The following is a 26,768-nucleotide window of genomic DNA, read 5'->3' as shown; positions in this document are numbered from 1 at the left end:
CGCCCGCCCGCCGGAGCCACGCACCGTGAACGCCTCCCGAACGACCCTGGCCGCCCTGGCGGCCGCGGCCGCCGTGGCCCTTGGCGGGCCGGGATGCCGGCGCGCCGCCGAGGCGCCGCCGCCCACCTCGCCCGACGCCGCGCGCGCCGCCGCCGAGCGCTACGAGCAGGCGCTCGCGGAGGGCGACCGCGCCTACGCGGATCGCGACGAGCCGGCCCGCCTCGCCGAGGCGGTGGCCGCGTACGGGCGCGCCGCGGCGGTCCGCCCCGGCGACCCGGTCCCCGAGCTGCGCCTCGCGCGCGCCGAGGCGTTCGCCGGCCTGGCCGCGGACGATCCCGCGCGCGCCCGGCCGGCCTGGGACGCGTCCGCGCGCGCGGCCGAGCGGGCGCTGCGGGCGCTCTCGCCGGCGTGGGCGCAGGCCATCGACCGCGGCGACGATCCGGCCGCGGCCGCGGCGCGGGTGGAGGCGCCCGGCGCCGAGGCGCTCTACTGGCTCGCGCTCGGCGCGATGCGCTCGGCGCAGACGAGCGGCTACGCCGCGGTGCTCGCGGTGAAGGACGCGACGCTCGCCATGATGTCGCGCGCGGCCGCGCTCGACGAGCGCGTGGACGCGGCCGGCCCGCACCGCGCCCTGGGCGCCTGGCGCGCGGCGCTCCCGGTCGCGGCCGGCGGGGGCGCGGCCGCGGCGCGCGCCCACTTCGATCGCGCCCGGACGCTGTTCCCCGCCGAGCCGCTGGCCCGCGTCGCCGAGGCGGAGACCTACGCCGTGCTGGTGCAGGATCGCGCGCTGTTCGAGCGGCTCCTCGGCGAGGTGCTCGCGCCCGGCGACGGCGGCGATCCCGATCGCGTCCCGGAGCGCGAGGTGGCGCGCCGCCGGGCGAAGGCGCTGCTGGAGCGCGCCGGCCGCCTGTTCTAGGACCCGCCGATGCCCACGCGACCCCGCTTCGCCCTCGCGCCGCCCCACCTCGCCGCGCTCGCGCTCGCCGCGCTGGCCGTCGCGGGGTGCCGCCCGCGCGTGCCGCCCCCCGACCTGTCGCTCGACCCCGCGGCGCTGCTCGCGCAGGTGCAGGCCACGCAGGCGCGGGTGCGCGCGGTGCGCGGCGAGGCGCGCGTCTCCGTGGACGCGCAGGGGCAGTCCGGCACCGTCTCGCAGTTCCTGGCGGCGGAGGTGCCGGACCGGCTGCACCTCGAGACGCTCGACTTCTTCGGGAACGTGGCCGCCGTGCTGGTCGCGGCCGACGGGCGCTTCTCGCTCTACGACGCGCGCAGCAAGGTGCTCTACCGCGGGGAGGCGACCCCGGAGAACCTGGCGCGCCTCGTGCCGCTGCCGCTCACCGCGGGCGAGCTGGTGCGGATCCTGTGCGGCGGCGCGCCGCTCCTCGACGGCCGGCCCACCGCCGCCGAGCCCGGGCCCGGCCACGTCGCGCTCACGCTGGAGGCGGGCCCGCGGGCGCAGGTGCTGCGGGTCGGCCCGAGCGCGGCGGTGGAGCGCTCGTGGCGCACGGTCGAGGGCGGCGGGCCGGGCGAGTACGACCTCGCGTTCGGCGCGTTCTCGCCCGCGGGCGAGGGCCGCTTCCCCTTCGAGGTGAAGCTGCGCGCGGAGCGCCCGCGCGTGCGGCTCGAGCTGCGCTGGCGCGAGGTGGAGGTGAACCCGGCGCTCGAGCCCGCCCTGTTCCGCCTGGACCCGCCGCGCGGCGCGCGCGTGGTCGAGCTCGACGCCGCCTCCGCGCCGCCGCCGCCGGACCTGTTCCGCGCCGAGCCGGCGCCCGCTCCCGGGTCCCCCGGCCGGGCCGACTGACGGGCGGCGGGGGAATGCGCGCCGCCCCCCGGGCGTTCGCCGCCGAGGGACCGAGAAGCCCCCCGCCGGCGCGAGGCCGCGGTTAGACTCCCTCCGTTCCCCACCCCGGAGACGCACCTTGGACACCAGCCTCGTCGGCATCATGAAGACCGGCAGCGCGTCGATGTGGATCATCGTCGCGTGCTCGGTCATCGCGCTCGCGGTGGCCATCGAGCGCGGCATCGCGCTCTGGGGCTTCACCGCCCGGGCGAAGAGCCTCGCCGACGCGGTCACCCGGGCGCTCTACCGCGGCGATCTCGAGGACGGGCGCGCGCAGTGCGAGCGCTCCGGCTCGCCGGCGGCCGACGTGTTCCTGGCCGGCCTCGTGGCCGTGGCGCCGCGGCCGGGCCCCGGCGGCCGGACCCCGGCGCCCACCGCGGAGAAGATCACCGCGGCGGTGGAGCGCGAGCGCCAGCAGGTGAACCTGAAGCTCCGCCGCAACCTGTGGATCCTCGGCACCGTCGGCGCGACCGCGCCGTTCGTGGGCCTGTTCGGCACCGTGGTCGGCATCATGCACGCGTTCCGGCAGATGGCCGCGACCGGGCAGGGCGGCTTCACGGTGGTGGCGGCCGGCATCTCCGAGGCGCTCGTGACCACCGCCGGCGGCATCGCGGTGGCCATCGAGGCGGTGGTGATCTTCAACTTCCTCAACGTGCACGTGCAGAAGCTCGCGCTGCAGCTCCGCCTGCTCACCGAGGAGTACCTCGAGATCGTGAAGGAGGTCCTCGCCGGCGGCGCCCGCCCGCAGGAGCCCGCGGCGCGCACGGCCGGGGAGGGCTAAGGGATGGCGCTCGGCGGCCCCTCGAACGGCGACGGCGGCGAGGACGAGGTCGGCGGCGGGATCTTCGCCGACATCAACATCACGCCGCTCACCGACATCTTCCTCGTCCTCCTCATCATCTTCATGGTGACCACCACGGCGATCGCCGAGGCCGGCCAGGAGAAGGGCGGCTTCAAGGTCAACCTGCCGAAGGGCGGGAAGGGCGAGGCCTCGCAGATCCCGCAGGACCTGGCGGTGGCGGTGCTCGCGGACGGGCGCGCGGTGGTGGGCGGCAAGGTGCTCGCCGACGACGCGCTCTCGACGGCGTTCGCCGACGCGGCCGGGCGGAACGCGGAGCTGGTGGTGCTGGTGCAGGCGGACGAGGGCGTGCCGCACGGCCGGGTGGTGCAGGTGATGGAGCTCGCCCGCAGCGCCGGCCTGAGCCGGCTCGCCATCGCCACCCGCGCGGACGGCGCGTCCGGCGGGGGCGGCGGCCGCTGAGCGCATGTAGGCGGATCGGGGTTGCGCGCGCCCCGAGGGGCTCGACCGGCCGTGCAGGGCGAAGGTAGGATCCGCCGCGCATGGACGCCATCGGGAAGAGGCGGCTCGGGGAGCTCCTGCTCGAGGCGGGCGTCATCGACGCCACGCAGCTGCAGTCCGCGCTCGGGCACCAGCGCCAGTGGGGCGTCCGGCTCGGCCAGGCGCTCGTGGACCTGAAGCTCGCCGGCGAGGCGGACATCGTCCAGGCGCTGTCGCGCAAGTACGGCTACGAGGTGGCCCGGCTCGACGCGCTCGAGCCGTACGCGCTGGAGCAGGCGCTGCGCCTCGTGCCCCGCGAGTTCGCGCTGCGCAACAACGTCTTCCCGCTCGGCGCCGACACCAGCACGCTCGCGGTGGCGATGTCCGATCCCACCAACCTGGCGGTGGTGGACGAGCTGCGCTTCCGCACCGGGCGGAAGGTGAAGGTCTGCATCGGCGGGGATCGCGAGATCGCGGCCGCGGTGCGGGACCGCTACCCGCACGACCACGCCATCGAGGCGATCGCGCTCGACCTCGACGCGGACGACCCGCCCGGCGAGGCGGTGCTCGATCCGTTCGGCGGCGGCTCGAAGGACGCGCTGGAGGCGTTCTTCGGCAGCGGCGCCGCCGCCGGGCCCGCCCGCCCCGCGGCGCCGCGCGCCGCCCCACCGCCCGGGGCCGCGCCCGCCCAGGACGGCGCGCCCGCTCCCGTCGCCCGGCCCGCCGCGCCCGCCGCGCCGCGGCCGCCCGGTCCCGCCGCCGCCCCGTCCGCTCCCGCCGCCACCCCGTCCGCTCCGGGCGCCGCCCCCGCGGCCCACCCGCAGCCGCGCCCGGGGCCCGCGCCCACCGCGCCCGCCCGCCCCGCGCCGCCGCCGCCCGGCGCTGCCGCCGGCCGCGTCCCCGCCGGCCCGACCCGCCCGCTCCCCGCGCCCGGCACGCTGCCGCCCCCGGGCGCCCGGCCCTCGCCCGGCGCGCCCGCGTTCCGTCCGCCGCCGCCCGCGCCCGCCGGCGCCGTCCGGCCCGGCCAGGCGCCGCAGCCCGTCCCGCGCCCCGGGGCCGCGCCCCCGCCGCCGGGCCGCCCCGGGCCGGCGCCCGCCGCCGCGCGCCCGGCACCGTCCCCGCGGGCCGTCGCGGCGCCGCCGCCCGCTGCGCCGGCGCCCGCGCCGGCCCCGCTCGCCAATCCGTTCGCGCCGATCCACTCGCTCGAGCTCGAGGATCACCCCGAGCCCGAGGAGGTGGAGGCCGCGCGGGCGGCGCTGCTCGGCGCCATCCCGCAGGAGGGGCTGGGCACGCTCACGCCCGCGCCGCTGCCCAGCCCGTCGCCGTTCACCGACCGCGAGCGCGCCATCCTGGCGGCGCTGGAGCGCCTCGCCGCCGGCGCGCCCGCCGAGCCGGAGATCGTGAAGCCCGCGCAGGCGATGGCGGCGCTGTTCCGCGCGCTCCTGAAGCGCGGGCTGCTCACCGAGCGCGACCTGCTGGACGAGCTGGTCCGGCGCTGACGGCGCTCGCGCGCGGTCAGTTCAGCGAGCCCGGCACCACCAGCGGGAACGGCGCGATGGTCGCGTCGAACGCCTGCCCGTCGTCGCGCACCATCCGGTAGGTGCCGCGCATCGAGCCGTGCGGCGTCTTCAGCACGCAGAAGCTGGTGTACTCGAAGTGCTCGCCGGGCTCGAGGTGGGGCTGCTGGCCGACCACGCCGTCGCCCACCACCTCCTCGCGCTCGCCGTTCGCGTCCACGATGATCCAGTGGCGCGACACGAGCTGCGCCGGCGCCTCTCCCTGGTTCACGACCCGCACCGAGTACGAGAACAGGAACCTCCCCGGCTCGGACCGCTCGGGCCGGAAGGTGCTGCGCACGGTGACCTCGATGCCCTCGGTGACGGCGGTGGACACGCCCACCCCTTATAACCGGGGCGCGCCGTCGCGCCAGGGTGGCCCAACGTGGATCTCGCCGCGCTCCTCTCGCAGGCCCCGCCGCACCCCCGCCGCGTGGTGTGCCTCACCGAGGAGACCACCGAGACGCTCTACCGCATCGGCGCGGGCGACCTGGTGGTGGGCGTCTCCGGATTCACGGTCCGTCCACCCGAGGCCCGCCGCAAGCCGCGCGTGAGCGCGTTCCTGTCCGCCGACGGGGACGCGATCGCGGCGCTCCGGCCGGACCTGGTGGTCGGCTTCTCCGACCTGCAGGCGGACGTGGCGCGCGACCTGGTGCGGCGCGGGATCCCGGTGCTGGTCACGAACCAGCGCTCGGTGGCCGAGATCCTCCAGACGCTCCGGCTGGTCACCGCGGCGGTCGGCCGCGGCGAGGCGGGGGAGGCGCTCGCGGCCGAGCTGGAGGGCGGCCTGGCGCGCGTGGCCGAGTCGGCCGCCGCGCTGCCCCGCCGCCCGCGCGTGTTCTTCGAGGAGTGGCCGGACCCGCTCATCGCCGGCATCCGCTGGGTCTCGGAGCTGCTGGAGCTGGCGGGCGCCGAGGACGTGTGCGCGGAGACCCGCGCCTCGCACGCGGCGAAGGGCCGGATCGTCGCCCCCGAGGAGGTGGCGCGGCGCGCGCCGGAGGCGGTGGTGGCGAGCTGGTGCGGGAAGAAGGCCCGCCGCGAGGTGATCCGGGCGCGGCCGGGGTGGGCCGACGTCCCGGCGGTGCGGGACGACCAGCTCTACGAGCTGCGGAGCGCGATCATCCTCCAGCCCGGGCCGGCGGCGCTGACCGACGGGGTGCGCGCGCTGGCCGGCATCGTGGCCGCGGTGGCGCGCGGCGACCGGCTGCCCGCCCGCCGCGAGGGGGAGCTGCGGGGTCCGCCCGCGGGCTAACATGGACGGCATGGCGACCGCGGGGCTCGAGGCGAAGCTGGAGCGCATCCTGGCCGAGGTGCGGGGGGCGCGCGGGAACGTGGTGGCGCTCACCGGCGCCGGGATCTCCGCGGAGAGCGGCATCCCCACGTTCCGCGGCGCGGAGGGCTACTGGGTGGTCGGCTCCCGCAACTACATCCCGCAGGAGATGGCCACGCGGGAGATGTTCGAGGCCGCGCCGGAGGAGGTGTGGCGCTGGTACCTGTACCGGTTCGGCGTGTGCCGCGACGCGCGGCCGAACGCGGGGCACGAGGCGCTGGTGCGGCTGGAGGCGGCGCTGGGCGAGCGGTTCACGCTCGTCACCCAGAACATCGACGGCCTCCACCGCCGCGCGGGCTCGCGCCGCGTGTTCTGCATCCACGGCGACGCCGCCTACGTCCGCTGCGCGGCGGAGTGCGGCGTCGGGCTGCTCGACCTGCCCGCGATGGCGCCGCGCCGCAAGGACGACCCGTTCACCGAGCGCGAGCGCAGCCAGCTCTCCTGCCCCGCCTGCGGCGGCTGGCTGCGGCCGCACGTGCTCTGGTTCGACGAGTACTACGACGAGGCGAACTACCGGATGGACAGCGCCGTCCGCGCCGCCGAGGCGGCGGACCTGCTCCTCGTGGTCGGCACGAGCGGCGCCACCAACCTGCCCATGCAGATCGGCCGCATCGCGTTCCACCGCGGCGCGGCGCTGGTGGACGTGAACCCCGAGGAGAACCCGTTCGCCGAGCTGGCGGCGCGGTGCGAGCGCGGCTTCTTCGCGCGCGGCAGCGCCTGCGACCGGCTCCCCGGGATCGTGGCGGCGCTCGGGGCCGGGTAGCGGGCGCGGCGGTCAGCGCGCCGCGCGCAGCGCCTCGAGCGTGCGGAGCCACGCCGCGGACAGCCCCGCCGCGCGCGCCCCGCGGATCACCGCGTCGAGGTAGGCGGGCGAGGGCGGCGCGTCGCGGGGCAGCCGGCGCTCCGGCGCGGCGCGGAACGCGACGGCGCGCGCCTCCGTCCCGTCCGCGAGCCGCAGCGTCACCTCCTGCGGCGCATACAGGCCGGAGATGACGCCCTCCTTGTGCTCGACCATCCCGCGCGCGGCGCCCGGCAGCGCGAGCGCCAGCCCCTCCACCGTCTCCCCCTCCGCCTCCGTCAGGCTCGCCACCGCGCCGCCCCAGAAGCGCGACACGACGTCGAACGCGAGCCGGAACCCGGGGAGCGCCGCGGGCCGGCCCTGGCCGAGGTCGGGGGGCGCGTAGCCGTGATCGCGCGCCCAGGCGGCGAACGCCTCGGGATCGAGCGAGGAGCCGTACACGAACCAGGTGAAGGGCTGGGCGGCGCTGGCCTCGTGCGCCTTGCCGACGACGGGGAGGGACATGGGCCTCCCCTGTAACGGGCCCGGGGCGGCCCGTCAGCGGCCGCCGGGGGCGCGCGCCGGGACCGCCGCCGAGACCGCGACCTCCAGCCGCCGCACCTCGCCGGCCGCGAGCCGCACCTCGGCCTCGCCGCGCCTCCCGTCCGCCGCGCGCACCGCGACGCGCAGCGGCCCGGCGGGCAGGTCGCCCAGCTCGAACCGGTCGCCGGCGAAGCGGTGCACCTCGAGCGTGCGCCAGCCCTCCGGCCCCGGCTGCGAGGCGACCTCGAGCGCGAACCCCTTCACCGGCGCCCCGGCGCCGCGGACGACGCCCTCCAGCGCGGCGCCGGGCGAGAGCGTCACCGTGACCGCGCCGGTGGCCGGCAGCCGCCCCGTGAACGCCCCGGTGCGCCCGCCGTTGTGCGCCCGCACCTCCACCTCGCGCCCGGCCAGGCCCATGTCGCGCCCCAGGCGCACCCGGCCGTCCTCGCCGGCCCGGGCCGCCATCGCCACGCGGCCGTCGCCGGGGCGCGCCAGCGTCACCTCGGCGCCGGGGGAGGGCGCGCCGCCCGGCTCGAGCACGCGCACCTCCGGCCCCTCCTCCTCGGCGGCCGCCGCCGCCCGCAGCTCGAGCCGCGTGGTGCGGCCCGGCTCCACGCGCGCGAACGCCGGCGCCGCCCGGACCTCGGTGCCGGCGGCGTCCGCCGGCGCCGCGAGGACGCGGTAGTCGCCGGCGGGCAGCATGAGCTGGAAGTTGCCGCTCGCGTCGGCGAGGGCGCGCGCCACCTGCGGCGTCCCCTGGAGCGTGGCGGCGAGGACCGCGGTCCCGAGCGGCGGCGGCTTCCCCTCCGCGGAGGCGCGGCCGGCGAGCGCGCCCGGCGGGGCGAGGAAGAAGTCGGCCCGCGCGGCCCGGCCCTCCTGCACGCGCACCGCGCGCGAGGCGCCGAGCGCGGCCCCGTCCTGCACCGCGGCCAGCTCGGCGCGCCCCACCTCCACGCCGTCCAGCCGGAAGCGCCCCTCGAAGTCGGTGCGCGCCTCCAGCGGCGCGAGCGCGGCGAGGCCGTCGCCGCGCGAGGTGACGCGCACGCGCACGCGCGCGAGCGGCCGCCCGGCCGGATCCGCCACCACGCCCTCGACCGCGCCGAGCCCGTCCAGCGCGAGCCGCAGCGGGAAGGCCCGGCCCGGCTCGAGCGTCACCGCCTCGGCCCGCCGCGGCGTCGCGCCGGGCGCGGAGGCGAGCACGTCCCAGGGGCCGGGCGCGAGCCCCTCCACCCGGAAGCGCCCGCCCGCGTCGGCGGTGGCGCGCGCCAGCGCGGCCGAGGCCTGGTGCGGCCGCAGCACCACCTCGGCCCCGGCGAGCGGCGCGCCGTCGGAGGCGCGCACCACCTGGCCCTCCAGCGCCGCCGCCGGCCCGAGCCGCAGCCCGAGCCCGCGCCGCGCCGTCCCCGGCCCGGCCGTCACGCGCTCGGCGAGCGCCCCGGCCTCGCCGCCGCGCGCGGCGAGCACCCGGTACTCGCCGGCGGGGACCGGGAGCTGGAAGCGGCCGTCTTCACGCACCGTGATCTCGGCGGCGTGGTCCGCCGAGGCGGCGCGCACCACGGCGCCCGCCGCGGGCCGCCCGTCGGCGCCGGTCACGACGCCGTCGAGCAGCGCGAGCGCATCGAGCCGCAGCTCGAGCGGCCCGGCGCGCGGCACGGCCACGCGCGGCACGAGCAGCGCGTGGAACCCGGCGGCGTCGGCGCGGACCGCGTACAGCCCCGGCGCGAGCCCGCCCACCTCGAACGCGCCGCGCCGCCCGGTCTCGACCCAGGTCAGCTCCTCCGCCGGCGCGTCCGGCGCCGCGTCGGGGAACGGCGAGGCGAGCGGCACGAGCTCCATGCGCGCCGGCGCGGGCCGGCCGTCCGGCCCGGTCACGCGGCCCGAGAGCGCGGCGGCCGGCGCGAGCGCCACCTCCGCGTGCGTGACCTCCTCGCCGCTCGGCCGGATCACCTCGGCGCGCCCGGGCGCGAGCCCCGGGGCGCGGGCCGCCACCAGGTACGCGCCGGGTCGGGCCGCGAGGCGCGCCACGCCGTCCGTCCCCGCGGTGGCGGTCCCGGCCGCGAGCCAGGCCGGGGCGCCGTCCGCGCCGCGCGCGCGCAGGTAGGCCCGGACCTCCGCGCCCGCTTGCGGCGCGCCGCCCACCGTCACCCGCACGTCGAGGAAGCCGTCGGAGGCGGCGGCGGGCGGCGCGGGCGGGCTCGAGGTCGCGACCGCGGCCCCGAGCGTCCCGGCGACCGGGCTCGAGCGGCCCGCGTGCGGGAGCTGGGAGACCACGAACACGGTGGTGAGCGCCGCGGCGGCGAAGACCGCGACGACGACGGCGATGGAGCGGGCGCGCATGGCTGCCTCCTGCGAACGCCAAGAGTAAATCGGTGCTTACCGCACGGGCAGGGCCCAAGCGGGCCAGGCAGGTGCATCACGCATCGTGAACCACGGCTCGAGACCCGGGCGAGCGCCCGCCCGGCGCCGTCCCGATCAGGTCAGGTCAGGACGATCCGGGCGATCTCGGGCGGCGAGCCGAGCCGCATGGGCGGTCCCCAGTACCCGGTGCCGCGCGACACGAAGATCTGTCCGTGGGCGCTCCCCTCGGCGTGCGGGTACAGCCCCTTCACGTACGGATACGCGGCCCGGACCAGCAGGTTGAACGGGAAGATCTGCCCGCCGTGCGTGTGGCCGGAGAGCTGCAGCTCCACGCCGGCCCGCACCGCCTCGCCGATCGCGCGCGGCTGGTGCGCGAGCAGCACCAGGCTCCGGTCCGGGTCGCGCCCGTCCAGCGCGCGCGGCAGGTTCATGCCGTGGCCGTTCCCGAACTGGCCCGAGCTCCAGTCGTCCACGCCGGCGAGGTCGATCGACGCGCCCGCGTCGCCGACCGTGACGCGCTCGTTGCGCAGCACGCGGATGCCGAGGCGCTGCAGCTCCGCCACCCAGGCGTCCACGCCGGAGTAGTACTCGTGGTTGCCGGTCACGAAGAACACGCCGTGCCGCGCCCGCAGGCGGGCCAGCTCCGCCACCGCGTGACCCAGCTCGCGCACGCTGCCGTCCACCAGGTCTCCGGTGATGGCCACGACGTCGGGGCGGAGCGCGTTCGTCTGCTCCACCACCCGGCGCACCTCGCGCTCGCGGATGGCGGGCCCCACGTGCAGGTCGGAGATCTGCGCGATGGTGAGCCCGGACAGCGCCGGCGGCAGCCGGTCCAGCCGGACCGCGACCTCGTGGATCTCGGCCGGCCCGGTGGCGCTCCGGAACGCGAGCGCGGCCGAGCCGCCCGCCGCGATCACCGCCCCGCCCGCCACCGCGCGCGCCACGAACAGCCGGCGGCCCGGGTCGGCGGGAGGGTCGGGGACCTGGCGCAGCCAGTCGCCCATGAACAGGGCCAGCTGGGCGGAGAGCCGGGCGAGGTCGATGGCGGCCACCGCGCAGAACAGGATGAACGCGAGCCCGAGCCAGGTGAACGCGGCGACGGGCAGCCAGCGCGCCGCCCAGCCGGACGCGAGCCGCACCGAGAACATGCCCACCGGGATGGCGACGGCGAGCAGGGCGAGGAGCACCGTGCCGGTCCGCCGCCACGGCTCCGGCAGCCCCGGGTCGCGCACCAGGCGGAGCCACAGGTAGGCGTGCATGCCGCCGAGGATGGACAGGACGACGGCGAGGAAGACCGCGAAGGACAGGGCGGAGCGCGACACGTCCCTGGTCTAACCGCGATCCGGCGCGGGGTCCACGGCGTCGAGACGGGGCCGCCCGCCGGCGCGGGGCGCGCGGCGGGCGGCGAGGTGGTGCGAGGTGGGGGGGGGGAGCTCAGCGCCAGGCGTAGCCCTCGAGCGCGTCCCAGCGGCGGTCGAGCTCGCCGCGCTCGTGCGCGTACCAGCGCTCGAACCTGCGCGCCTTGCCCGGGGGCGGGGCGCCGTTCCAGCGCGCGTAGAACCGGTCGCGGGCGGCGTCGAGCCGCGCGTACTCGGCGCGGAGCGCGGCGCGCTCGCGGGCGCGCCAGCCGTCGTGCCGCCGCGGGCCGCGATCGTCCCAGCGGTCGTCGCGCCAGCCGGCCGGCGCGGGCAGCGGCGCGGGGACGGGCGCGGGGTACGCCACCGCCGGCCCGTCGTGATCGCAGGGCTTCGCGTGCGCGGCGGCGGGGACGGCGGCGGTGAGGGCGGCGGCGAGGGCGAGCTTCCTGGCGACGCTCATCATCGGTTCCTCCGGTGCGGTTTCCCTCCACCGGAGTGACGGCGCGCCCGCGGCGCCTATTCAGCGCACCCCGCGGGCTCACCGCCGCGCGGCGGCGGCCTCGCGCAGCCGGTCGAGCTTGGCGGCGAGGATGAAGTCGTTCTCGGAGAGCCCGCCCACCGCGTGCGTCCAGAGCGTCACGTCCACGGTGGCGTACAGCACGCAGAAGTCCGGGTGGTGCCCCTCGGCCTCGGCGAGGTCGGCCATCGCGTTCACGAACTTCATGGCCGCGACGAAGTCGTCGAAGCGCAGGTGCTTGTGGAGCCGCGTCTTCCCCTGCTGCGCGTCCCACCCGTCGAGCCCGCGCAGCCCCGCGTCCACCGCGTCCGGCGCGAGCGCGGGGATGCCGCCCTCGCACGGCACGCACTTCCTCTTCGCGAAGTCCAGGTCCATGGCCGAGCGTGTGCGGGCCGGGCCGCGCCGCCGCAAGGCCAAGGCGGGACGCCCGCCCGGCCGGGCGATCGGCGATACTCCGCGCCCATGGACAGGCTCTTCCTCGCGCTCGGCGCGATCTCGGCGGCGGTGGCGGTGGCGGCGGGCGCGTTCGGCGCGCACGCGCTGAAGGCGCGGCTGGCGCCGGATCTCCTGGCCGTCTTCCAGACCGGCGCGCAGTACCAGATGTACCACGCGCTCGCCCTGCTGGCGGCCGGCTGGGCGTACGCGCGGACGCCCGGCGGCGCGGCCGCGACCGCGGGCTGGGCGTTCGTCGCCGGGACGGTGCTGTTCTCGGGCAGCCTGTACGCGCTCGCGCTGAGCGGCGTCCGCGCGCTCGGTGCGGTCACGCCGTTCGGCGGCGTCGCGTTCATCGCCGGCTGGATCGCGCTGGCGGTGTCCGCGCTGCGCGGCGGGCGGTGAGCGCCGTCAGGCGGCCAGCGGCCGGCCCTCGGCGGCCCAGCCCACCACGCCGCCGTCCACGCTGAACACCTGGCTCAGGCCGGCCCCGCGGGCGATGGCGCACGCGGTCTGGCTGCGCATGCCGTGGCCGCAGACGAAGATGACGCGGTCGCGCGTCAGGTGGTCGGCGGGGGCGCGGGCGAGCGCGCCGAGCGGCACGTGCCGCGCGCCGGGGATGTGTCCGCCGGCCCACTCGTGCGGCTCGCGCACGTCCACCAGGTCGTAGCCGCCCTGCGCGATGAGCTGCGCCGCTTCCTCGGTCGAGATCCGGATCATCGGCGCGCCTCTTAACCGGGGCCCGGCCGCCGCGCAGCGTCTCGCGCGCGGCCGCACGGCATGGCAGAGTGCCCCGGCATGCCCGAGACCGCGACGTCCCGCTTCCCGCCCTCCATCAAGTTCCTCGCCTGGAACGAGGCCGCCGAGCGGTTCTCGTACTACGGGATGGCGTCGATCCTGGTGCTGCACATGGTGCGGAACCTGGGCTTCGCCGAGAACGAGGCGGTCACCGCGTACCAGGTGTTCACGGGCGCCGTGTACCTCATGCCCATCTTCGGCGCGCTGCTCGCCGACCGCTACTGGGGCCGGTACAACACCATCCTGTGGCTGTCGCTCGGGTACGTCGCCGGGCACGCGGTGCTGGCGGTCTGGGAGAGCGCCTGGGGGCTGCTGGTCGGCCTCTCGCTCATCTCCCTCGGCGCGGGCGGCCTGAAGCCCTGCGCCTCCGCGTTCGCGGGCGACCAGATCCCCGCCGAGGACAAGGGGCTGCTCGCGCGGCTCTACGACCTCTACTACTGGATGATCAACCTCGGCTCGACCGTCTCGACGCTCGTCATCCCGCTGCTGCTCGACCACGTGAGCGCGCGCGTCGCGTTCGGCGTCCCGGGCGTCGCGATGGCGGTGGCGCTGCTGGTGTTCTGGGTGGGGCGCGGCCGCTACGTGCACGTGCCGCCCGCGCGCCACGCCCCGCCGGCGGCCGCCGGCCCGGGCGGCTCGGCCGCCGGCGCGGTGCTGCGCATCCTGGCGGTGTTCGCGCCGGTGACGGTGTTCTGGGCGCTGTTCTTCCAGTACGGCTCCTCCTGGACGCTGCAGGCCGAGCGGATGGACCGGCACCTGTTCGGCTTCCAGATCGCCGCCGGCAACGTCCAGACGCTCGACGCCGCCATGGTGCTCACGTTCATCCCGGTGTTCGCGGTCTGGGTGTTCCCGGCGCTGGAGCGGCGCGGGGTGAGGGTGACCGCGCTGCGCAAGATGGCGGTGGGGATGTTCGTGACGGTGCTGTCGTTCGTCGCGGCGGGCGCGGTGGAGTCCGCGCTGCAGGGCGGGGCGACGCTGCACGTCGCCTGGCAGATCCCGCAGTACGTGTTCCTGGTGATCGGCGAGGTGCTGGTGTCCGTCACCGCGCTCGAGTTCGCGTTCTCGCAGGCGCCGAAGCACCTGCGCAGCGTGGTGATGGGGCTCTGGTACGTGACCATCTCGGCCGGCTCGCTGCTCACCGCGCTGGTGGCGTGGCTGAACCGGTTCCAGGGCGTCGCGTACTACGCGTTCTTCGCGGCGATGATGCTCGTCGCCGCGTTCGTGTTCGCCGCGGTGGCGCGCTGGTACCGGCCGGTGGAGGCGGCGCCCTCGGCGGAGGCCGCGGCGTAGGCGGTTGCGCCGCCCCGGGCCTCCCGTGGCAGACTCGCGCGCCATGTCCGCGTCCGCGCCCGAGCGCTACCCGCCCCAGGTCAAGTACATCGTCGGCAACGAGGCCTGCGAGCGCTTCTCGTTCTACGGGACGAGCTCGATCCTCACCGTCTACATGCTGCAGCACCTGCTGTACGAGGCGCAGGACGCGAAGGCCTACTACCACTACTTCGTGATGGCGACCTACCTCACGCCGCTGGTGGGCGGGTGGATCGCCGACCGGTACCTGGGGCGGTACCGGACCATCCTCTGGATCTCGCTCTTCTACGTGCTCGGCCACGGCGTGCTCGCCGCCTGGGAGACGCGCACCGGCTTCTTCGTGGGGCTCTGCCTCATCGCCGCCGGCGCCGGCGGCATCAAGCCGTGCGTGTCGGCGTTCGTGGGCGACCAGTTCCGGCCCGAGCAGCACGGCCTGCTCCAGCGCGTGTACGGCTGGTTCTACTGGTCCATCAACCTCGGCTCGGCGAGCGCGAAGCTCCTCATCCCGCTCCTGCTCCTCACCGTCGGCCCGTCGGTGGCGTTCGCGCTGCCAGGCGTCCTCATGGCCGTGGCGCTGGTGGTGTTCTGGCTCGGCCGCAAGCACTACGCGTTCGCGCCGCCCTCCGGGCCGAACCCGCACGGCCTGTTCCGCGTGGTCGGCTTCGCGCTCTCGCGCCTCGGCACCGGCAAGCCCGGCCAGCACTGGCTCGACGCCGCGCGCGAGCGCCATCCGCAGGAGGCGGTGGACGGGGCGAAGGCGGTGTTCCGCATCATGGGCGTGTACGCGGCGGTGACGCTGTTCTGGGCGCTCTACGACCAGAAGGGCTCGAGCTGGGTGCTCCAGGCGAAGGACATGGACCTGCACCTCGGCACGCTCACGCTCTCGCCGGCGCAGCTGCAGGCGCTGAACCCGTTCATGGTGATGGCGCTCATCCCGCTGTTCAACTGGGTGATCTTCCCGGCGCTGGAGCGGCGCGGGATCGCGCGCACGCCGCTCTCGCGCATGACCGGCGGCATGTTCCTCACCGTGCTGTCGTTCGCGGCCGCGGCGGTGGTGCAGACGCTCATCGACGCCGGCCACGCGCCGCACGCGCTCTGGCAGCTCCCGCAGTACCTGCTGCTCACCACCGGCGAGGTGCTGGTCTCGGTGACCGGGCTCGAGTTCAGCTACACGCAGGCGCCGCGCTCCATGCGCAGCACCATCATGTCGCTCTGGTTCCTCACCATCGCGCTCGGGAACCTGCTCACCGCGCTCGTCACCGAGCTCGTGCCGCTCTCCGGCGCCGCGTACTTCTGGGCGTTCGCCGCGCTCATGCTGGCGGCCGCGTTCGCGTTCCAGGCCATCGCCCGGCGCTACCGCCCGGTGGCGCTGCCGTCCGCGGCGGTGGCCGAGTAGGCGGCGGCGCGGGCGAAGGTCGAGCCCCTGCTGGGGCGGCGCGGCCGATCGACCAGGGCCTCTATGATTCACGCGCTGCGTCATGACGCGCCGAGCGCGCGGGGAGCCCGAGCATGCTGCTGAAGGAGACCGCGCTGGTCCGCCTGCTGTCGCTGAAGATCCCCGTGCTGCTGTTCCTGGGCCCGCGGGTGCTGGAGCTCGACGAGCAGGGCTGCGCGGTGAAGATCCCGCTGCGCTGGCAGTCGCGGAACCACCTCGGCTCGATGTACTTCGGCGCGCTCTGCGCCGGCGCCGACATCGCCGGCGGGCTGGTCGCCGCGCGGCTCATCTACACGAAGCACAAGGGCGTGACCCTCATCTTCGCCGACCTGAAGGCCGACTTCCTGAAGCGCGCCGACGGCGACGTGGTGTTCCGCTCGAGGGACGGGGCGCGCGTGACGGAGGCCGTGCGCGAGGCGGACCGGACGGGCGAGCGGGTCACGGTGCCGGTGGAGGTGGTGGCGACCGTGCCGGACAAGTACGGGGACGAGCCGGTGGCGCGCTTCACGCTGGGGCTGTCGCTGAAGCGGCGCGGGGGCGTGAAGGCGGAGGAGCGGGTGAAGGTGGCGGCGGGGTAAGGGGTGCCCGCTCGTGGTGAGCTTGTCGAACCACGGGCGGGGGATTGGGCTTTGAGGGTGCGGTGGGGGTCGGGGGCGGGGCTGGTTGGCCGGAACCGGGGCGGCGGGGATCGGCTTGCGAGAAGCCTTTGGGTGGGGCGCGGGGCGCGGGGCCGCGCGATGGCGATCACTGTGAGTGAACGGATGTTTGCGGCCCAACGGGAACGCTCTGGGCGCTTGACGGGGCTGGAGCGGGGAGCGGCTTGCGCGACCGGAATCGCTGGGGCGCAGGGGTCTGGTGCGCTCGCAGACCGCGGCTGAAGCGCTGGAGGATGAGGCGAGGGGTCGCGGGGGCCTGGGCGCGTTCGCGCGGCTGGGGCGATCCTCGCGCGTTTTACGGAGGGCGAAATCCGCGTGCGATGCTTCGTGCATGGACAACGCTGCCGAGTTCACGAAGCGTCTCGTCGAGCTACTCCGGGCGGAGCGGCACGCGATGGCGGAGTTCCTCGTCGCGCTGGCGGAGTTCGACCGGCGACGGCTGTGGCGGGAGCGGGGGCATAACTCGCTGTTCTCGTTCCTCCATCGGGAGCTGAAGCTCTCGGCGGGTTCGGCCCAGCTGCGGAAGACGGCTGCCGCGCTCATCCAGCGCTATCCCGCGGTGGAGGGCGCGCTCCGGGAGGGCAAGCTGTGCCTCTCCTCGGTCTGCGAGCTGGCGAAGGTGGTGACGCCGGAGACCTGCGCCGAGATCCTGCCTCGGTTCTTCGGGCTTTCGAGTCGCGATGCGGCAGCGGTCGCTGCTTCCATCCGGCCGGTCGAGAACCCTCCGCGACGCGAGGTCGTCGTGCCGCTCCGGCTCGCGGTGCCGGCTGCGCTTCCGGCGAAGGCCTCGGGCGACGCGGCCCCCGCGCGGGTCGATCTATTTCATGCGCATGAAACGCGACCCGTCTCCCCTGCCACCGAGCCGGCCACGCCGATCCCGGCAGCGGACTGTGTTGCGGTACCGGTCGCAAAGCCCAGCTCCGTCGACTGGCTCGACTCCGACCAGGCGCGGATGCACCTCACCGTTTCCAAGGCGTTCCTGAAGAAGCTCGACGCCGCCCGGGATACGCTCTCGCACTCCGTGCCCGGCGCCACCCGCGAGAACGTCCTCGAGGCGGCGCTCGATCTGCTCATCGCCGACCGCGACCGGCGGAAGGGGCTCACGGCTCGGCCGCAGAAGAACGTTCGCCCTTCGAAGCCGGACCACGTCTCGGCCCACGTTCGGCGAGAGGTCTGGGAGCGCGACGGCGGGCGGTGCACCTTCGTCCTCGCGTCCGGCGAGCGATGCGGCTCCACCCATCAACTCGAGCTCGACCACGTCGTCCCGCGCGCGTGCGGCGGGGCCTCGAGGGCGGACAACCTTCGCATCCGCTGCCGTGGCCACAACCTCGAGGAGGCGAGGCGGGTCTTCGGCGACGGGCTCATCGTCGCCTACGCGCCGGGGCGCTGCGCCGGCTCGCCTTGAGGCGGGTTCGCCGCCCCCGCGGTATCGTGCCCCGGTGCGACGAGAGACGGCGGCGCTCTACGCGGGGACGGTCGCGGTCTACGCGGACATGTACGTCACGCAGCCGGTGCTGCCGGTCATCTCGCGCGAGTTCGGGGTGGGGCCGGCGCGGGCGGGGCTCACCGTCTCCGCGGTCGTCCTCGCGGTCGCGGCGGCCTCCTCCTTCTACGGGCCGCTCGCGGACGCGCTGGGGCGGCGGCGCGTGATGGCGGGGGCCACCGCGATGCTCGCGCTCGCCACGCTGGCCTGCGCCTTCGCGCCCTCCTTCTCCGTGCTGCTCGTGCTCCGGGCGATGCAGGGGGTGCTGGTGCCGGGCGTCACGGCGGTCTCGGTGGCGTACGCGGGCGACCGGTTCCGCAACGCGGACCTGCCGGCGGTGGTGGGCGGGATCATCGCGGCCTCGGTGGTGGGCGGGCTGGCGGGCCGCGTGATCTCGGGCGCCATCACCGCGAACCTCGGGTGGCGCGCGGCGTTCGTCGCGTTCGCGGCGGTGACGCTCTTCGCCGCGATCGCGCTCGCGCGCGGGCTCGCGCCGGCCACGGGCGCGCCGGTGATCGGCTGGGCCACGGCGACCCGCGGCATGCTCGGGCACCTGCGCGACCCGCCGCTGCTCGGCGCCTACCTGGTGGGCGCGTCGCTATTCTTCGGCTGGATCGGGATCTTCACCTACCTGCCGTACCACCTCGCCGGCCCGCCCTGGCACCTCACCACGGGCCAGATCTCGGCGGTCTACCTGGTGTACGCGGCGGGCGTGGTCGCCTCGCCGATCGCGGGGCGGCTCGCGGGGCGCATCCCGCCGCGCCGGCTCATCGGGATCGGGCTGGTGGTCGAGGCGCTCGGCATGATCGCGGCGCTGGCGGGCTCGCTCCCGCTCGCGATCGCGGGCCTGCTGGTGCTGGTGCTCGGGACCTTCACGGCGCAGGCGGTGGCGCCGGGGTTCGTGAACGTGACCGCGCGCACGGCGAAGGGCGGGGCGAGCGCGCTCTACCTCACGTTCTATTACGTGGGCGGGACGCTGGGCTCGGCGGTGCCGGGCCTGGCGCTGCACGCGGCGGGCTGGCCGGGGGTGGTCGCGACCTGCGTGGCGGGGGTGGGCGTGGGCTTCCTCGCGAACTGGCTGCTGTGCGGAAGGCCCCCGCGCGGGCGCGCGCCGGTGTAGCCTCGCCCCCTTCCACGAATGGGAGGACGGATGGAGCCGAAGGCCTTCGGGACGGTGCTGGCGCTGCTGGTGGACCCGGCCGGCAAGCCGGTGCGCGGCGGCGGGGTGAAGGGGCAGCTGCACGTCCTGCCGGGCGAGCTCGTGATCCTGCGGCCGCGCCGCTGGGAGGAGATCGTCCACCGCATCGCGAACGCGCTCATGATCGGCTCCCTCGCCGCCGTGGTGGTGAACGTGGTCACCTGGCGGAGCATGGCGGTGGTCTGGGGCGCGCTCGTGGCGCAGGGCGCCTACTGGCTGGCGCTGCCGTTCCGCCGGCGGATGCTGGAGCCGGTGCCGCTCACCGCGGCGGGCCTGGACGCGGCGCGCCGCGAGGGCCGGGTGGCGATCCGGGTGGAGGCGTCGAAGATCCAGGAGGCCCGGCCGCCGGAGCCGCCGAAGAAGGGCTTCCGCCAGCCGGCCCGCCTCGTGCTGCCGGAGGGCGCGCTGGAGATGTACCTGTCGGAGGCGCAGTTCGACGAGGTCCGCGCCGCGCTCGGCCGGTGACGGGGCGCTGAACCGGCGGCCGGATCGCGCTATACCAGCGGTCGCATGCGCACCGCCCTGCTCGCCGCCCTCGCCGCCGCGTCGCTCGCCGCCGCCGTTCCGGCCGCCGCCGCCGCGCCGAAGGGCGTCATCGAAGACGACTACGCTCGCGCGCTCGCCGAGGCCAAGGCCCGGAACGTCCCGATGCTGGTGGACGTCTGGGCCCCCTGGTGACCCACCTGCCGCTTCATGCGGGCCTACGTCCTCCCGGACGCGAGGCTCCGGAAGCTCGCCGGGCGGTTCGTCCGGCTCGACATCGACACCGAGAAGCCCGGCAACGCGCCGTTCGTGGAGCAGTTCCCGATCGACGTGTGGCCGACGCTGATGATCATCGACCCGGCCACCGAGGGCGTGGTGCTCCGCTGGGCCGGCACGGCCACCGCCGCGCAGATCGAGAAGCTCGCGCTCGACGGCGAGCGCGCCGTCCGGAAGGCCCGCGCGTCCGAGGCGGACGCGGCGCTGGCCCGCGCCGACCGGCTGGCGGGCGAGCGCCGCCACGCCGACGCGGCCGCCGCCTACCGCGAGGCGCTCGCGAAGGGCGGCCCGCGCTGGCCGGGCCGCGCCCGCGCCGCCGAGGCGCGCGTCCAGGCGCTCGGCCTCGCCGGCGACCCGGTGGCCTGCGCCGACGCCGCGCGCGAGGCGCTCGCCGCCGTGCCGTCCGGCCCGGGCCGGGCGCGCGTGGCGGCCCAGGGGCTGTCCTGCGCGCTCGAGCTGGAGGACGAGGCCGCCCGGCGGGGCGCGCTCGCCGTGCTGGAGCCGGCCGCGCGCCGCGCGCTCGACGCGAAGGACGTGCTCGCGGACGATCGCTCGTGGCTCTACGACGGCCTGGCCTCCGCCCGCGACGCGGCCGGCGACGAGGCCGGCGCGAAGGCGCTGGCGCGGCGCTGGCTCGCGTTCCTGGAGCGCGAGGCCGCCCGCGCTCCCACGCCGCTCGCGCGCTCCGCGTTCGACGGCCAGCGGCTCTCCGCCGCGGTCCGCCTGGGCGAGCCGGCCCGGGCGCTCCCGGCGCTGCTCGCCTCGGAGCGCGACCTGCCCGGCGAGTACGTGCCGCCCACCAACCTCGCCGTGCTCTACCTCAAGCTCGACCGCCCCGCCGACGCGCTCGCCGCCGCCGGCCGGGCGCTGGAGCGCGCCCAGGGCCCGCGGCGCATCCGCGTGCTGGTGCTGAAGGCCGAGGCGGAGGAGACGCTCGGCGAGGACGAGGCCGCGCGCGCCACCCTGCAGCGCGCGCTCGCCGAGGGGCAGGCGCTGCCGGAGGGGCTCCGTCCCCACGGCCAGCTCGCCCGCGCCCGCAGCCGGCTGGCGGCGCTGCAGCACTGAGGCCCTTCGACTCGGGGCACGCCGCCGGCGTAGCCTACGCTCAGGGTGACCCTTCGACTCCGGCGGGCCTGCGGCCCGCCTACGCTCAGGGCGAGCGGATCAAGGTCGCTCATCCCGAGCGTAGCGCGGCCTGCGGCCGCGCGGAGTCGAGGGACCTCAACCGCACGGATACAGCGACTCGGTGAGCCACCAGCGCCGGCCCTGCTTCTCGAAGCAGAACGGCGGGGCGGGGTTCACCAGGTCGCGGGCGCGGAACTCGAGGCACGGCCGGCCCACGGGGCCGGCGCGCGGGTCGCGGCGGAAGCTCACCAGCACCGCGACCTCCTTCGCCCGCCCGAGGAACGCGCGCAGGCTCCCGGGCGCGCTCGGGTCGGCGCCTTCCGGCGGCCCGAACAGCGTCCGGTGCAGCCAGCGCGACGGCTCGCGCAGGTCGCGCTCCACGCGCGCGCGCGGCACCACCTGCCCGGCGCAGCGCAGCCCGTCGGCCGGCACGCGCGCCAGGATCGCGCCCGCGTCACCGGCCTCGATCTCGCGCTGGAGCGCGCCGCCCAGCCGGATCAGCTCCTGCGCGATGGCCTCGCGCCGGGCGTCCAGCGTCCCCGCGCGCGGCGGCGCCACCGGCACCGCGGGCGCGCCGCCCGGGCCGGCGGCCGCGGCGAGCGCGAGCCACAGGGCGACGAGCGGGGCGGGGGCGGCCACGCGGGAACGTTAGGCGCGGGGCCCGCTGCTCCGCAACGTCACGGCAGCTCGTACTTCAGCAGGTGGACCTCGAGGGGCCCGTTCCAGAGCCGGTGGTCCACCGCGGGCCGGAGCGGGATGGCCCGCTCGAGGTGCGGGTTGCCGGAGAGCAGCACCGCCGTCCACCCGTGGTGGCGCGCCAGCATCTCGGCGAGCCCGCGGTAGAAGCCCTGCAGCTTCTTGCCGGCGACGCGCGCCTCGGCCGCGCTCGCGCCCTCGGCGCCGCCGCCGAGCCGCTCGCCGTAGGGCGGGTTCGTCACGATCGCGCCCGCGTCGGCGGACGGCTGGAGGTCGCGCGCGTCCGCCTGCGCGATCTCGAGGTCCGCCTCGACGCCCGCGGCGGCCGCGTTGAGCCGGAGCGCCTGGATCGCCTTGGGGTGGCCGTCGCGCGCCACGATGGGCGCCGGCGCGCGCGGCAGGATCTCGGCGCGCGCCGCCGCCTTCATGCGGTCCCAGGCCGACTGCGGGCCGCCCCGGTAGCTCGGCCAGCGCTGGAAGCCGAAGGCGCGGTCCAGGCCGGGCGCGATGCGCCGGGCGCGCAGCGCGTGCTCGATGGCGAGCGTGCCGGAGCCGGCCATCGGGTCGGCGAAGGGGAGCGCCGGATCGACGCCGCCGAGCAGCAGCACCGCCGCGGCCAGCGTCTCCTTGAGCGGCGCCTCGGTGGTCACCGCCCGGTAGCCGCGCCGGTGCAGCGGCGCGCCGGCGAGATCGAGCGAGAGCGTGGCCTCGTCGCGGGCCAGGTGCAGCACGATCCGCACGTCCGGGTCCTTCGGGTCCACGTCCGGGCGCGCGCCGAGCCGCTCGCGCAGCACGTCCACCACCGCGTCCTTCACCTTCAGCGCCGCGAAGCCGGAGTGCGTGATGGTGGTCGAGGAGACGGTCGCCTCCACCGCGAGCGTGGTCCGCACGTCGAGCCAGTCCTGCCAGGCCACCGCGCGCGCCCCCTCGTACAGCGCCGTCGCGTCCGGCGCCGGGAAGCGCGCCAGCTCCAGCAGGACGCGCATGGCGGTCCGCGCGTGCAGGCAGGCCCGCATGCCGGCCTCCAGCGCCCCCTCGAACGAGACGCCGCCGCGATCGCCGCGGACGGCGGGGAGGCGGAGGCCGGACAGCTCGCGCCGGAGGGCACCCTCGGTGCCCTTGGCGCAGGTGGCGAAGAAGCGCATGCCCCTGTCTACCGCGGATCGGTCCCGTCCGCGGCGACCGGCGTGATCCCGCCGAACACGTCCAGGCGGATCGAGCCCTTGGCGTGCCGCTTGGCGGCGTACATCAGCTCGTCCGCGCGGGCCATCAGCTCGTCCACGTCGTCGGGCGGCGAGAGGAACACCGCCGCGCCCACCGAGAAGCCGACCTGCCAGCCGCCGTGGCGCGAGACCGCGGACTGCAGCGTCGCCAGCAGGCGCCCGAGCAGCGCGTCGGCCATGGCCGCGTCGGTCTCGGGCAGCAGCAGGCCGAACTCGTCGCCGCCCAGGCGCGCCACCGCGTCCACCGCGCGCGTGCCGCCGCGCAGCGTCTGCGCCACCGTGACGAGCAGCGCGTCGCCCTCGGCGTGGCCGAGCCGGTCGTTCACCAGCTTGAAGTCGTCGCAGTCCACGTAGGCCACCGTGAACGGCCGGCCGTGGCGGCGCGCCCGCTCCAGCTCCAGCTGCGCCGCCTCGATGAACGCGCGGCGGTTCGCGATCTGCGTGAGCGCGTCGGTGCGGGCGAGCAGCTCCTGCCCCTCCAGCCGCCCCTTCAGCGCGCCCAGCACCAGCACCAGCGCGACCGCGGTGCCGAGCAGCATGAAGCCGTTCCAGACCTGGGTCGCGATGGCCAGGTCCTGCGCCGCGTGCTGCAGGCGCCACAGGACGTCCGCGCCGGTGGAGACCGCGGCGCTCGCGACCGCCAGCGCCGCGCCCCAGCGCACCGAGACGGCCCAGGTCCCGAAGCCGATGGGCACGAGGTAGAACAGGATCAGCGAGACGTCGCTGCGGGTGAGCGAGTCCACCGCGCCGACCGAGAGGATGGTCGCGAACGCCCCCAGCAGCCAGGCGAGCGGCGTGGACGCGAACGCGCCGCGCCGCGCCGCCTCCGGCGGCGGCGCGAGCGCCATCACCGCTGGCGTACGGCCCGGCTCACTGGCTTCCACGCGTGCGATGCTACCCTCCCCGCAGCCAAGGGACGACCAGCTGCCCCCGCCGTCACGGGCCGGCGTGCCCCACGATCTCCAGACGCCGGTTCGCGGTACGTCCACGGACCGTGAAGTTCGGGAGCAGCGGGCGCTCCCCTCCGTACCCGACCCCGGTGAGGCGTGCCGCGGCCACACCCAGCTCCCGCAGGCGCCCGGTGGCGGCGTCGGCCATGGCCTGGGTGAGGCGCTGGTCCGCGACCGCGTCGGCCGTGGCGTCCACGAACGCCTCGACCCGCACCGCCACACCCGGCACGGCCGCGAGCGCGACCACGAGGTCGGCGAGGCCGCCGTCGCGCTGCAGGTCGGCGGTGCGCCCGGCGAAGGCGGCGTCCTCGAGCACGAACCGCTCGCCTGCGGCAAGTCGCCGCGCCCACTCGGCCTGGCGCGGCGTGCGCGTCCCCGCCGGCTCCGCCGCCGGCCCGGGCGCGGCGGGGGGCGCGGGCGCTGCGACGGGGACCACCACGGCCGCGGCGGGCGCGGGGGCGGGCTGCCGGCGCACCTCGGCCATCGCCACGCCGCGTAGCGCGCCGAGGCGGGCCGGGTCGAAGCACCGGCGCCCGGACGCGTCGCCGAGCCGCGCGAGCGCCGGGCGCGCCGCGGCGAGCGCGCGCCGGATGGCGTCCTCGGGCGCCTCGCCGGCGCCGGGGCGGACCGGGACCGTCTCGGCCACCAGCAGGTCGCGGCCGCCGGCGGCGACCACCCGCAGCGAGACGAGCAGCGCCGGCGCGGCGGCGTCGCGCGAGCGGCCCTCCACCGCCCCGTAGACCGCCGCGTCCGCGCCGGTCAGCTCGGCGAGCTCCAGCGCGAGCGACGGGGACACGCCCTCGGGCAGCTCGAGCGGCGTGTCGCGGAACAGGGCGCGCAGGTCGTCGTCGGCGAGCGCCGCCGTCCGCGCCGGGTCGAGCGCCGCCCGCACCGCGGCGGTGGCGGCCTCGCCGGCGTGCGGCGCGTCGCTGGCGTTCTCGAACGGCGCCAACAGCAGGCAGCGGCTCGGCCCGGCGTGCGCGGCCTCCGGGGCGAGCGGCGGCCGCGCGGCGCCGGCGGCGCACGCGAGGGCGGGCAGGAGCAGGGCTGCGGCGGCCGGGCGCATCCCCACATCCTACCCTCGCCGGCCGCGACTTCACCTTTCCGTGGCACGGTCGCCACGCGCCCGTCACCCGGCCCTGCGTTAAGGTGTGGGGGTGACGTCCGTTCTCCTGGTGGACGACGAGCGCGACCTGCTCTCGCTCCTCGACTTCAACCTGCGCGCGTCCGGGTTCGAGACGCTGCTCGCCACCACCGGCGAGCAGGCGCTCTCGCACCTCCGCCGCCGCGTGCCGGATCTGGTCCTGCTCGACGTGATGCTGCCCGACGTCTCGGGGACCGAGGTGTGCCGGCAGATCAAGTCCGACCCGCGCACCCGCCACGTCCCGGTGGTGATGCTCACCGCCAAGGGGGACGAGGTGGACCGGGTGGTCGGCTTCGAGCTGGGCGCCGACGACTACGTGACGAAGCCGTTCAGCGTGCGCGAGCTGGTGCTCCGGCTGAAGGCGGTGCTGCGCCGCTCCGCCGCCCGCCCCTCGGACCGCCCGCCCGAGTCGGTGGGCCCCATCCGCGTGGACGTGGACGCCCACCGCGCCTACGTGGACGGCGCCGAGGTGGTGCTCACGCCGCTCGAGTTCAAGCTGCTCACCACGCTCATGTCGCGGCTGGGCCGCGTGCAGTCGCGCGAGCAGCTCCTCGAGGACGTCTGGGAGATGTCCTCCGAGGTCGAGACGCGCACGGTGGACACGCACGTGAAGCGGCTCCGTGAGAAGCTGGGGTCCGGACGCGACCTGCTGGAGACGGTGCGGGGGATCGGCTATCGCCTCGTGGATCCGAGCGAGAGGCACTGAGGGCGGCGTGCTGGCGAGATCGCCCCTTGCGGCCGCGATCCGCGCGCTGCGGGCCGAGCTGTCGGGCGGACCGCCCGCCGACCTGGGCCGCGAGGTGCGCGAGCTGGAGGAGCTGCTCGCCGAGCGCGAGCGCCGCCGCTTCTCCGCGCTGCGCGCGCCGGCCGAGCAGGAGCTGCTCGCCGCGCTGCCCGACGCCGCCGCGCTCATCTCGCGCGACGGCTGGGTGCGCGCCTCGAACGCCGCGTTCGACACGCTGGCCGCGAGCGGCCGCGCCGCCGGGCTGACGCCGCTCGAGATCACCCGCAGCGCGGAGCTGTCCGAGGCGGTGAAGCGCGCGCTGGAGGGCACCGCGCGCCGGCTCGAGCTGCCCATCCAGCGCCGGACCTACCTCGCCGCGCTCTCGCCGCTGCTGCGCGGGGAGGTGCTGGTGCTGCTGCGGGACGTCACCGACGCGCGCCGCGCCGAGGCCACTCGCCGCGACTTCGTCGCGAACGCCAGCCACGAGCTGCGCACGCCCATCGCCGCGATCCGGGCGGCCGCGGAGACCCTGCTGTCCGGCGCGGTGGAGGACCCCGCCGCCGGCCGCGCGTTCGTGGAGATCGTGGCGCGGCACGCCGAGCGCCTCTCGCGGCTCACCCAGGACCTGCTCGACCTGTCGCGCATCGAGTCGCGCCAGTGGACGTTCGAGCTCGCGCCGGTGGACCTCGGGCCGCTGGCGCGCCAGGTGCTGGAGCTGTTCGCGTCCGCCGCGCGCGCGAAGGGGATCGCGCTGCGCGCCGGGATCCCGGCCGGCGCCACGCTCCGCGCCGACGCCCGCGCGCTCGAGCAGGTGCTCGTGAACCTGGTGGACAACGCGGTGAAGTACACCGCCACCGGGTCGGTGACGCTGTCGGCGGCGCGCGACGGCGACGCCTGGGTGATCTCCGTCGCCGACACCGGCCCCGGCATCGAGCGCCACCACCTGCCGCGCCTGTTCGAGCGCTTCTACCGCGTGGACTCCGGCCGCTCGCGCGACCAGGGCGGCACCGGCCTCGGCCTCGCCATCGTGAAGCACCTGGTCCAGGGCATGGGCGGCGAGGTCGGCGTCGAGAGCGGCGCCGGCGGCACGCGCTTCTGGATGCGGCTGCCCGCGGCGTGACCGCGGCGGCGCGTCCGGCGCGCCCGCGTCACCCGCCGCTCGCGCGCCCGTCACCCTCCGTTCACCGAGCGTGAGCGGTTCACGCAAGCGTCACGCAGGTGCCCTCGGCGCGCCACGCCGGGTTCCTACAAAGCCCCCGAACCGAGCATCCGCTCGTGGTC

General features: G+C 77.0%; 29 protein-coding genes. 18 read left to right on the top strand and 11 right to left on the bottom strand.

The window, feature by feature from the left end; all coding sequences use genetic code 11:
* Positions 1–25: 25 nt before the first annotated feature.
* The 5 genes from ADEH_RS20830 (at position 26) to ADEH_RS20810 (ending at position 4,615) form a co-directional block, all read left to right on the top strand.
* Complete coding sequence (locus ADEH_RS20830) at positions 26–916, top strand: TRAP transporter TatT component family protein (RefSeq protein WP_011423082.1); 891 nt, start codon at positions 26–28, stop codon at positions 914–916.
* Positions 917–925: 9 nt separating this feature from the next.
* The gene (locus ADEH_RS20825; protein ID WP_011423081.1) at positions 926–1,798 is read left to right on the top strand and encodes a LolA family protein; all 873 of its coding nucleotides are present in this window, start codon (positions 926–928) and stop codon (positions 1,796–1,798) included.
* 118 nt (positions 1,799–1,916) lie between these two features.
* Positions 1,917–2,618: a MotA/TolQ/ExbB proton channel family protein gene (locus ADEH_RS20820; RefSeq protein ID WP_011423080.1), complete on the top strand. Its 702-nt coding sequence runs from the start codon at positions 1,917–1,919 to the stop codon at positions 2,616–2,618.
* 3 nt (positions 2,619–2,621) lie between these two features.
* Complete coding sequence (locus ADEH_RS20815; RefSeq protein ID WP_011423079.1) at positions 2,622–3,098, top strand: ExbD/TolR family protein; 477 nt, start codon at positions 2,622–2,624, stop codon at positions 3,096–3,098.
* A gap of 80 nt (positions 3,099–3,178) precedes the next feature.
* Positions 3,179–4,615: a general secretion pathway protein GspE gene (locus ADEH_RS20810; RefSeq protein WP_011423078.1), complete on the top strand. Its 1,437-nt coding sequence runs from the start codon at positions 3,179–3,181 to the stop codon at positions 4,613–4,615.
* A 16-nt stretch (positions 4,616–4,631) separates the two neighbouring features.
* Here ADEH_RS20810 and apaG read toward each other — a convergent pair whose 3' ends face one another.
* Positions 4,632–5,009: a Co2+/Mg2+ efflux protein ApaG gene (gene apaG / locus ADEH_RS20805; RefSeq protein WP_011423077.1), complete on the bottom strand. Its 378-nt coding sequence runs from the start codon at positions 5,007–5,009 to the stop codon at positions 4,632–4,634.
* Positions 5,010–5,057: 48 nt separating this feature from the next.
* On the opposite strand from apaG, the gene ADEH_RS20800 reads away from it, so the two are divergent.
* Together ADEH_RS20800 and ADEH_RS20795 are read left to right on the top strand one after the other, a co-directional pair.
* Positions 5,058–5,924: a cobalamin-binding protein gene (locus ADEH_RS20800; RefSeq protein WP_011423076.1), complete on the top strand. Its 867-nt coding sequence runs from the start codon at positions 5,058–5,060 to the stop codon at positions 5,922–5,924.
* Positions 5,925–5,934: 10 nt separating this feature from the next.
* Positions 5,935–6,765: an SIR2 family NAD-dependent protein deacylase gene (locus tag ADEH_RS20795; protein ID WP_232287366.1), complete on the top strand. Its 831-nt coding sequence runs from the start codon at positions 5,935–5,937 to the stop codon at positions 6,763–6,765.
* A gap of 12 nt (positions 6,766–6,777) precedes the next feature.
* Here ADEH_RS20795 and ADEH_RS20790 read toward each other — a convergent pair whose 3' ends face one another.
* The 5 genes from ADEH_RS20790 to ADEH_RS20770 form a co-directional block, all read right to left on the bottom strand.
* The gene (locus ADEH_RS20790) at positions 6,778–7,305 is read right to left on the bottom strand and encodes a gamma-glutamylcyclotransferase family protein (protein ID WP_011423074.1); all 528 of its coding nucleotides are present in this window, start codon (positions 7,303–7,305) and stop codon (positions 6,778–6,780) included.
* Between the two features lie 33 nt (positions 7,306–7,338).
* Positions 7,339–9,660 (bottom strand): carboxypeptidase regulatory-like domain-containing protein, encoded by a 2,322-nt coding sequence (locus ADEH_RS20785; RefSeq protein ID WP_011423073.1) that lies wholly within the window; start codon positions 9,658–9,660, stop codon positions 7,339–7,341.
* 140 nt (positions 9,661–9,800) lie between these two features.
* Positions 9,801–11,003, bottom strand: a complete 1,203-nt coding sequence (locus ADEH_RS20780) for a metallophosphoesterase (RefSeq protein WP_011423072.1) — start codon at positions 11,001–11,003, stop codon at positions 9,801–9,803.
* 112 nt (positions 11,004–11,115) lie between these two features.
* Positions 11,116–11,499, bottom strand: coding sequence for a hypothetical protein (locus ADEH_RS20775; protein WP_232287365.1), 384 nt, complete (start codon positions 11,497–11,499; stop codon positions 11,116–11,118).
* A 78-nt stretch (positions 11,500–11,577) separates the two neighbouring features.
* The gene (locus tag ADEH_RS20770) at positions 11,578–11,931 is read right to left on the bottom strand and encodes a 4a-hydroxytetrahydrobiopterin dehydratase (protein WP_011423070.1); all 354 of its coding nucleotides are present in this window, start codon (positions 11,929–11,931) and stop codon (positions 11,578–11,580) included.
* 87 nt (positions 11,932–12,018) lie between these two features.
* Between ADEH_RS20770 and ADEH_RS20765 the strand changes: the two genes are divergently transcribed.
* The gene (locus tag ADEH_RS20765; RefSeq protein ID WP_041453741.1) at positions 12,019–12,393 is read left to right on the top strand and encodes a DUF423 domain-containing protein; all 375 of its coding nucleotides are present in this window, start codon (positions 12,019–12,021) and stop codon (positions 12,391–12,393) included.
* A gap of 6 nt (positions 12,394–12,399) precedes the next feature.
* Here ADEH_RS20765 and ADEH_RS20760 read toward each other — a convergent pair whose 3' ends face one another.
* Positions 12,400–12,708, bottom strand: a complete 309-nt coding sequence (locus ADEH_RS20760) for a rhodanese-like domain-containing protein (RefSeq protein WP_011423068.1) — start codon at positions 12,706–12,708, stop codon at positions 12,400–12,402.
* Between the two features lie 60 nt (positions 12,709–12,768).
* On the opposite strand from ADEH_RS20760, the gene ADEH_RS20755 reads away from it, so the two are divergent.
* The 8 genes from ADEH_RS20755 (at position 12,769) to ADEH_RS20725 (ending at position 20,690) form a co-directional block, all read left to right on the top strand.
* Positions 12,769–14,076, top strand: coding sequence for a POT family MFS transporter (locus ADEH_RS20755; RefSeq protein ID WP_011423067.1), 1,308 nt, complete (start codon positions 12,769–12,771; stop codon positions 14,074–14,076).
* Between the two features lie 43 nt (positions 14,077–14,119).
* Positions 14,120–15,490: a POT family MFS transporter gene (locus ADEH_RS20750; RefSeq protein ID WP_011423066.1), complete on the top strand. Its 1,371-nt coding sequence runs from the start codon at positions 14,120–14,122 to the stop codon at positions 15,488–15,490.
* A 113-nt stretch (positions 15,491–15,603) separates the two neighbouring features.
* Positions 15,604–16,107 (top strand): DUF4442 domain-containing protein, encoded by a 504-nt coding sequence (locus tag ADEH_RS20745; protein WP_011423065.1) that lies wholly within the window; start codon positions 15,604–15,606, stop codon positions 16,105–16,107.
* 409 nt (positions 16,108–16,516) lie between these two features.
* Positions 16,517–17,590, top strand: coding sequence for an HNH endonuclease (locus tag ADEH_RS20740; protein ID WP_011423064.1), 1,074 nt, complete (start codon positions 16,517–16,519; stop codon positions 17,588–17,590).
* Positions 17,591–17,624: 34 nt separating this feature from the next.
* Positions 17,625–18,788 (top strand): MFS transporter, encoded by a 1,164-nt coding sequence (locus ADEH_RS20735; protein WP_011423063.1) that lies wholly within the window; start codon positions 17,625–17,627, stop codon positions 18,786–18,788.
* Between the two features lie 30 nt (positions 18,789–18,818).
* Positions 18,819–19,331, top strand: a complete 513-nt coding sequence (locus ADEH_RS20730) for a hypothetical protein (protein WP_041453740.1) — start codon at positions 18,819–18,821, stop codon at positions 19,329–19,331.
* A 45-nt stretch (positions 19,332–19,376) separates the two neighbouring features.
* Complete coding sequence (locus ADEH_RS23365) at positions 19,377–19,544, top strand: hypothetical protein (protein WP_011423061.1); 168 nt, start codon at positions 19,377–19,379, stop codon at positions 19,542–19,544.
* Between the two features lie 15 nt (positions 19,545–19,559).
* Positions 19,560–20,690 (top strand): hypothetical protein, encoded by a 1,131-nt coding sequence (locus tag ADEH_RS20725; RefSeq protein ID WP_011423060.1) that lies wholly within the window; start codon positions 19,560–19,562, stop codon positions 20,688–20,690.
* 156 nt (positions 20,691–20,846) lie between these two features.
* Here ADEH_RS20725 and ADEH_RS20720 read toward each other — a convergent pair whose 3' ends face one another.
* Genes ADEH_RS20720 through ADEH_RS20705 form a run of 4 tightly spaced genes read right to left on the bottom strand, consistent with a single transcriptional unit; the run spans position 20,847 to position 24,685 of the window.
* Positions 20,847–21,389, bottom strand: coding sequence for a hypothetical protein (locus ADEH_RS20720; protein WP_011423059.1), 543 nt, complete (start codon positions 21,387–21,389; stop codon positions 20,847–20,849).
* Positions 21,390–21,427: 38 nt separating this feature from the next.
* The gene (locus ADEH_RS20715; RefSeq protein ID WP_011423058.1) at positions 21,428–22,591 is read right to left on the bottom strand and encodes a THUMP domain-containing class I SAM-dependent RNA methyltransferase; all 1,164 of its coding nucleotides are present in this window, start codon (positions 22,589–22,591) and stop codon (positions 21,428–21,430) included.
* 8 nt (positions 22,592–22,599) lie between these two features.
* Positions 22,600–23,553 (bottom strand): GGDEF domain-containing protein, encoded by a 954-nt coding sequence (locus tag ADEH_RS20710; RefSeq protein ID WP_232287364.1) that lies wholly within the window; start codon positions 23,551–23,553, stop codon positions 22,600–22,602.
* Positions 23,554–23,605: 52 nt separating this feature from the next.
* Positions 23,606–24,685: an OmpA family protein gene (locus ADEH_RS20705; protein WP_011423056.1), complete on the bottom strand. Its 1,080-nt coding sequence runs from the start codon at positions 24,683–24,685 to the stop codon at positions 23,606–23,608.
* Positions 24,686–24,776: 91 nt separating this feature from the next.
* Here ADEH_RS20705 and ADEH_RS20700 point away from each other — a divergent pair, with 91 nt between their 5' ends.
* Positions 24,777–25,469, top strand: a complete 693-nt coding sequence (locus tag ADEH_RS20700) for a response regulator (RefSeq protein ID WP_011423055.1) — start codon at positions 24,777–24,779, stop codon at positions 25,467–25,469.
* A 7-nt stretch (positions 25,470–25,476) separates the two neighbouring features.
* On the top strand, positions 25,477–26,607 hold the full coding sequence (locus tag ADEH_RS20695) for a sensor histidine kinase (protein ID WP_011423054.1): 1,131 nt from the start codon (positions 25,477–25,479) through the stop codon (positions 26,605–26,607).
* Positions 26,608–26,768: the final 161 nt, after the last annotated feature.

It is taken from the genome of Anaeromyxobacter dehalogenans 2CP-C, from assembly GCF_000013385.1.
Classification (GTDB): domain Bacteria; phylum Myxococcota; class Myxococcia; order Myxococcales; family Anaeromyxobacteraceae; genus Anaeromyxobacter; species Anaeromyxobacter dehalogenans_B.
The sequence above is the reverse complement of the archived record's forward strand: the minus strand, read 5'-3'. Positions and strand labels throughout refer to the sequence as shown.

Coding starts and splice junctions, on each gene's coding strand:
- ADEH_RS23365 (WP_011423061.1), top strand. CDS start 19,377: ATGCGCACCGCCCTGCTCGCCGCCCTCGCCGCCGCGTCGCTCGCCGCC.
- ADEH_RS20740 (WP_011423064.1), top strand. CDS start 16,517: ATGGACAACGCTGCCGAGTTCACGAAGCGTCTCGTCGAGCTACTCCGG.
- ADEH_RS20790 (WP_011423074.1), bottom strand. CDS start 7,305: ATGTCCCTCCCCGTCGTCGGCAAGGCGCACGAGGCCAGCGCCGCCCAG.
- ADEH_RS20795 (WP_232287366.1), top strand. CDS start 5,935: ATGGCGACCGCGGGGCTCGAGGCGAAGCTGGAGCGCATCCTGGCCGAG.
- ADEH_RS20785 (WP_011423073.1), bottom strand. CDS start 9,660: ATGCGCGCCCGCTCCATCGCCGTCGTCGTCGCGGTCTTCGCCGCCGCG.
- ADEH_RS20730 (WP_041453740.1), top strand. CDS start 18,819: ATGGAGCCGAAGGCCTTCGGGACGGTGCTGGCGCTGCTGGTGGACCCG.
- ADEH_RS20715 (WP_011423058.1), bottom strand. CDS start 22,591: ATGCGCTTCTTCGCCACCTGCGCCAAGGGCACCGAGGGTGCCCTCCGG.
- ADEH_RS20770 (WP_011423070.1), bottom strand. CDS start 11,931: ATGGACCTGGACTTCGCGAAGAGGAAGTGCGTGCCGTGCGAGGGCGGC.
- ADEH_RS20760 (WP_011423068.1), bottom strand. CDS start 12,708: ATGATCCGGATCTCGACCGAGGAAGCGGCGCAGCTCATCGCGCAGGGC.
- ADEH_RS20705 (WP_011423056.1), bottom strand. CDS start 24,685: ATGCGCCCGGCCGCCGCAGCCCTGCTCCTGCCCGCCCTCGCGTGCGCC.
- ADEH_RS20775 (WP_232287365.1), bottom strand. CDS start 11,499: ATGAGCGTCGCCAGGAAGCTCGCCCTCGCCGCCGCCCTCACCGCCGCC.
- ADEH_RS20755 (WP_011423067.1), top strand. CDS start 12,769: ATGGCAGAGTGCCCCGGCATGCCCGAGACCGCGACGTCCCGCTTCCCG.
- ADEH_RS20750 (WP_011423066.1), top strand. CDS start 14,120: ATGTCCGCGTCCGCGCCCGAGCGCTACCCGCCCCAGGTCAAGTACATC.
- ADEH_RS20810 (WP_011423078.1), top strand. CDS start 3,179: ATGGACGCCATCGGGAAGAGGCGGCTCGGGGAGCTCCTGCTCGAGGCG.
- ADEH_RS20745 (WP_011423065.1), top strand. CDS start 15,604: ATGCTGCTGAAGGAGACCGCGCTGGTCCGCCTGCTGTCGCTGAAGATC.
- ADEH_RS20765 (WP_041453741.1), top strand. CDS start 12,019: ATGGACAGGCTCTTCCTCGCGCTCGGCGCGATCTCGGCGGCGGTGGCG.
- ADEH_RS20725 (WP_011423060.1), top strand. CDS start 19,560: ATGCGGGCCTACGTCCTCCCGGACGCGAGGCTCCGGAAGCTCGCCGGG.
- ADEH_RS20815 (WP_011423079.1), top strand. CDS start 2,622: ATGGCGCTCGGCGGCCCCTCGAACGGCGACGGCGGCGAGGACGAGGTC.
- ADEH_RS20825 (WP_011423081.1), top strand. CDS start 926: ATGCCCACGCGACCCCGCTTCGCCCTCGCGCCGCCCCACCTCGCCGCG.